Origin of the sequence: Halobaculum sp. EA56 (assembly GCF_051195075.1) — an archaeon.
Classification (GTDB): Archaea; Halobacteriota; Halobacteria; order Halobacteriales; family Haloferacaceae; genus Halobaculum.
In genome coordinates, this window is the sequence record NZ_JBNTJX010000055.1 from 1 (window position 1) to 4376 (window position 4376).

At 61.9% G+C, this 4376-nt stretch carries 4 protein-coding genes; 2 read left to right on the plus strand and 2 right to left on the minus strand.

Translation table 11 applies throughout. The annotated features are described in order from the left end of the window. Window positions 1–42 precede the first annotated feature (42 nt). Window positions 43–2826 (plus strand): aconitate hydratase AcnA, encoded by a 2784-nt coding sequence (gene acnA / locus ACQUQ1_RS21730; RefSeq protein WP_011222418.1) that lies wholly within the window; start codon window positions 43–45, stop codon window positions 2824–2826. A gap of 11 nt (window positions 2827–2837) precedes the next feature. Here the strand turns inward: acnA and ACQUQ1_RS21735 are convergent, their stop codons facing one another. Beyond that, window positions 2838–3236 carry an SHOCT domain-containing protein gene (locus ACQUQ1_RS21735; protein WP_089649904.1) on the minus strand — a complete coding sequence of 133 codons (399 nt, stop codon included), beginning with the start codon at window positions 3234–3236 and terminating at the stop codon, window positions 2838–2840. Window positions 3237–3264: 28 nt separating this feature from the next. After that, window positions 3265–3825, minus strand: coding sequence for a DoxX family protein (locus ACQUQ1_RS21740; protein ID WP_004594586.1), 561 nt, complete (start codon window positions 3823–3825; stop codon window positions 3265–3267). Window positions 3826–3939: 114 nt separating this feature from the next. Between ACQUQ1_RS21740 and ACQUQ1_RS21745 the strand changes: the two genes are divergently transcribed. Next, on the plus strand, window positions 3940–4290 hold the full coding sequence (locus ACQUQ1_RS21745; protein WP_004594585.1) for an ArsR/SmtB family transcription factor: 351 nt from the start codon (window positions 3940–3942) through the stop codon (window positions 4288–4290). Window positions 4291–4376 lie beyond the last annotated feature (86 nt).

Genomic DNA, 4376 nt, shown 5'->3' on the forward strand with positions numbered 1-4376 from the left:
GGAGAGGGATTGATACGACTGCCAATCCCAGGTGTAGATACTATGACTGATACACTTCCGTTCGATGCCGTCCGCGAGCTCGACGTCGACGGGACGACGTACAAGATGGCCGATCTTCGAGCACTCGAAGAGCAGGGGCTCTGTGACCTCGACACGCTCCCTGTGAGCATCCGTATTCTGCTTGAGTCGGTGCTCCGGAACGCCGACGGCGAAACTGTTACTGCAGCGGATGTCAAGAATGCTGCTGGCTGGAAGCCAGACGTACCGGACGCAGAGGTTCCGTTCTCTCCATCACGAGTCGTCCTGCAAGATCTCACCGGTGTACCCGCAGTCGTCGACCTGGCGGCCCTTCGATCCGAGGTCGACCGCAAAGACCGAGATCCCACCCTGGTCGAACCGGAGATTCCTATTGATCTCGTGATCGACCACAGCGTCCAGGTCGACTACTTCGACTCCGAGGACGCCTACGAGAAGAACGTCGAACTGGAGTACGAGCGAAACGCCGAACGGTATCGCGCGATCAAGTGGGCGCAGAACGCCTTCGAGAACTTCAACGTCGTCCCGCCGGGGACCGGTATCGTCCACCAGGTGAATCTCGAACATCTGGGTCGGGTCGTCCACGCCCGCGAGCAAGACGGCGAGAACTGGCTCCTGCCGGACACGCTCGTCGGCACGGACAGCCACACCCCGATGATCGGTGGCATCGGTGTGGTCGGTTGGGGCGTCGGCGGCATCGAAGCGGAAGCGGCGATGCTCGGTCAACCGGTCACGATGAAACTCCCCGAGGTCGTCGGCGTCCGTCTCGAAGGCGAATTACCCGAGGGCGCGACGGCTACGGATCTCGTGCTCCACATCACCGAACGACTCCGCGAGGTCGGCGTCGTCGACCGGTTCGTGGAGTTCTTCGGTCCCGGTGTGGAGAATCTCACAGTCCCCGACCGGGCCACGATCGCCAATATGGCGCCCGAACAGGGCTCGACGATCAGTATGTTCCCGGTCGACGAGCAGACGCTCGAGTATCTCGAACTCACCGGGCGTGATCCCGACCACGTCGACCTCGTTCGCGAGTACCTCGAAGCCCAAGGGCTGTTCGGGGAACAGGAACCAGAATATACTGAGGTCGTCGAGTTCGACCTCTCGACAGTCGAACCGAGTCTGGCCGGACACAAGCGGCCACAGGACCGGATTCCGATGGGGGACGTGAAACAGAGCTTCCGGGGACTTCTCCACGGGGAGTTCGAGGACGACCTCGATGATGTCGACGAGGACGCCTTGCAGCGGTGGCTCGGTGAGGGTGGTGCAGCTGATGCGGAGACCGACGGTGGCGTTCAGGTCGAACCCGAATCGGAACTGCACCCGTTAACCAAACGTGTCGAGGTCGACCTCGACGGTGAGACGGTCGAAATCGGACACGGAGACGTCCTCGTCAGCGCCATCACGAGCTGTACGAACACGTCGAACCCGTCGGTGATGATCGCTGCTGGACTGCTCGCCCAGAACGCCGTCGAGAAAGGCCTAGACGTCCCGCCGTACGTCAAGACGAGTCTCGCACCGGGTAGCCGTGTCGTCACGCAGTATCTCGAAGAATCGGGGCTGCTTCCGTATCTCGAAGAGCTCGGGTACGCCGTCGTCGGCTACGGCTGTACCACCTGTATCGGTAACGCTGGGCCGCTTCCCGATCCCATCGAGCAGGCAATCGACGACCACGACCTCTGGACGACGAGCGTTCTCTCCGGGAACCGGAACTTCGAGGCGCGTATCCACCCGAAGATCCGCGCGAACTACCTCGCGAGCCCGCCGCTCGTCGTCGCCTACGGGCTCGCAGGGCGGATGGACATCGATCTCGAACACGAGCCGCTGGGCACTGACGATGAGGGTAACCCAGTCTATCTGGCGGACATCTGGCCGGACGCAGCGGACGTGCAGGCCGCAATCCACGAGAACGTCTCTCCGGAGATGTTCGAGGAGAAGTACGCCTCCGTGTTCGAGGGCGATGAGCGATGGGCTGCTCTCGACGCGCCCACGGGTGACGTCTACGAGTGGGATGAGGACTCGACATACATCCGTGAACCGCCGTTCTTCAAGGACTTCCCGGTAGAGAAACCCGGCGTCGCCGATATCGAGGACGCACGCTGTCTACTGACGCTCGGCGATACCGTTACGACCGACCACATCAGTCCAGCCGGCCCGTTCGGTCCCGACCTCCCCGCAGGTCAGTGGCTGCTCGATCACGGTGTCGAGCCACACGAGTTCAACACCTACGGCGCACGTCGGGGCAATCACGAGGTGATGATGCGGGGGACGTTCGCCAACGTCCGAATCGAGAACGAGATGCTCGACGACGTCGAGGGTGGCTACACGATCCACCACCCGACCGACGAACAAACCACGGTGTTCGAAGCCAGTCGCCGCTATCGGGACGAGGGGATACCGCTCGTCGTGATGGCTGGCGAGGAGTTCGGAACTGGGTCTAGCCGGGACTGGGCGGCGAAAGGAACGGACCTGCTCGGTGTCCGCGCAACCATCGCCGAGAGTTACGAGCGCATCTACCGCGACAACCTCGTCGGCATGGGTGTGCTTCCCCTGCAGTTCGATGATGGCGACTCGTGGGAATCTCTCGGTCTGGATGGGTCGGAGGTCTTCACGATCCACGGCCTCGATGACGGGCTCGACGTGATGGACGAACTGACCGTTATCGCCGAGCGTGCGGACGGGTCGACTGTCGAGTTCCCGGTCACAGCACAGGTCGGCACGCCGGCCGCCGTAACCTATATCGAACACGGCGGAATCCTCCACTACGTCCTCAGACGCCTCCTCAGACAGTAACACCAACGCGGTCAGAAACGATCGTCGTCGGACACCAGGCGGGCGCGACGGTGATCAAACTCCTCGTCGTCGATTTCGCCACGAGCGTACCGTTCTTGGAGAACAGCGAGTGCGCTGTCATCAGTATGGCCGTCCGTAGGGGACCGCGTTGTCAGCCAGTAAACGGCGTAGACTGGGAGGGCGATCAGAAGTGCCATCCACAGGAGCCCGAACAGTATCATCCCCCAGCCCCAGCCACCCCAGCCGGCCATGTGGCCGCTGTTCCACATGCCGTCGTGCCAGCTCCACATCATTGATTCTGGGACGGTCGCGTGCGTTAGCGCCATTCCGGCGACGACGGCCAGAGTCAGTGCCCCAACGACGATGAATCCCAGAGAACGAATCCCGCGTGCTTGAATTGGATTTTGCATTGTTGTACTCCCAACGGTCTCGGCGTGGTTAGCCGAGGATGTATTCGAGGGCGGGGTAGCGCTCGACGAGCGCTTCTCCACCGATCTCGTACTGTTCGATGTACTGGTCGAGCCCGAGGATGCGGCCCGCGGCGAACGCGGCGACCGCGAGGAACACGAGCATGTACGCGAAGTCCCCGTTGATGAACCCGTGGCCCATGTCCCAGTTGCCGAAGTAGAACATGAGCATCATGAGCGCGCCGAAGAACGCCGCGAGGCGGACGAACGCGCCGACGAGCAGGCCCAGTCCGATGAACAGCTCGCCCCACGGGACAGCGACGTTGGCGAATTCGACGAACCACGGCGTCGAGCCCATCCACGCGAACAGGCCCGCGAGCGGGTTCCCGTTGGTCGCCGCGACGTTCGACAGGTAGCCGCCAGCGCCGAACTCGCCGGTGATCTTCGTGAACCCAGAGTACGCGAACGCGTACCCCATCATGAGACGGAGCGCGAGCACGAACCACGCACTGAGACTGTGAACTTTCCCGCCGACGGTCAGGCCGCCGACTCTGCTCTCGAGCTGGTTCATGCCGGAGTCAAGTGTGGACATAGTTATTGCACCTTCAACTATCAGTACGGAGGCAGAGACGATATAGTAGCGAGCCGGCGTTCTGAGTCAGAAAATCGGCGGGCTATATTACGCTCCTGTCGCGAGTAGAGACGTGTGACCGAGGAGTCCGACCCGTCGGAAATCTTCGCTACACTCAACGACGAGTACGCTCGCGACATCCTCGTGGCGACGAAGACCGACCGACTGTCTGCGAAGGAACTCAGCGAGGAATGTGACATGTCACGCCCGACCGTCTCACGCCGTGTCACCCGCCTCGTCGAGCAGGGCCTCCTCGAGGAGTATACGCACGTCGACCCCGGGGGACGACACTACAGCGAGTATGAGGCGCGCCTCGAACGCATCGAAATCCTCCTGCAGGCGGAGGGCTTCGACGTCAACATCGACATCCGGCCTGACCCCGCCGACCGGATTACGACCATCTTCGAGGAAATGCGGGGAGACTGAATCATGGACCACACGCTATTCGTCATCGGCAAACTGTTCACGACCGCGTTAGCACTGGTCATCGCATATCAGGCCTATCGCGGGTA